The organism is Streptomyces pseudogriseolus (assembly GCA_002154585.1).
Classification (GTDB): Bacteria; Actinomycetota; Actinomycetes; order Streptomycetales; family Streptomycetaceae; genus Streptomyces; species Streptomyces pseudogriseolus.
In genome coordinates this window covers 1-639 of sequence record MUNG01000568.1, presented here as the reverse complement: position 1 = coordinate 639, position 639 = coordinate 1, and the positions used below count along the sequence as shown (strand labels likewise).

Here is a 639-nt window from a genome sequence, read left to right as displayed (position 1 = left end):
CGGGCGGGTGTCGAAGGCGCTGTGGCAGCACATCGAGCTGACCGTGATCTCGACGTTCTTCGTGCTGATCATCGCCATCCCGCTGGGCATCCTGCTGACCCGGGGGCAGGCCGGCCGGGCCACCCCGGTGGTCGTCGGGCTCGCCAACATCGGCCAGGCCACCCCGGCGATCGGTCTGCTGGCGCTGCTGGTGATCTGGCTGGGCATCGGCCGCCGGGCGGCCCTGATCGGCATCATCGCCTACGCCGTGCTGCCGGTGCTGTCCAACACCATCGCCGGTCTGAAGGCCAACGACCCCGCGCTGCTGGAGGCGGCGCGCGGCATCGGCATGTCCCCGCTCGGCGTGCTCACCCGGGTGGAGCTGCCGCTCGCCGTGCCGCTGATCCTCGCGGGCGTGCGCACCGCCCTGGTGCTGAACGTGGGCACGGCCACGCTCGCCACCTTCGGCGGGGGCGGCGGGCTCGGCGTGCTGATCACCACCGGGATCACCAGCCAGCGCATGCCGGTGCTCGTGGTGGGCTCGGTGCTGACCGTCGCGCTGGCGCTGCTGGTGGACTGGCTGGCGTCGCTGGCGGAGCTGCTGCTGCGGCCGCGGGGGCTGGAGGCCGGGCCGTGAGCGGGCGGCCGGGGGTGCGGGCG

At 74.3% G+C, this 639-nt stretch carries 1 protein-coding gene; it reads left to right on the top strand.

Annotated features, from left to right (window positions below; all coding sequences use genetic code 11):
* Positions 1 to 616, top strand: a 616-nt coding sequence (locus tag CCN29_RS32775) for an ABC transporter permease (RefSeq protein WP_086686141.1), incomplete at its 5' end; no start/stop codon positions are given.
* Between the last annotated feature and the right edge of the window lie 23 nt (positions 617 to 639).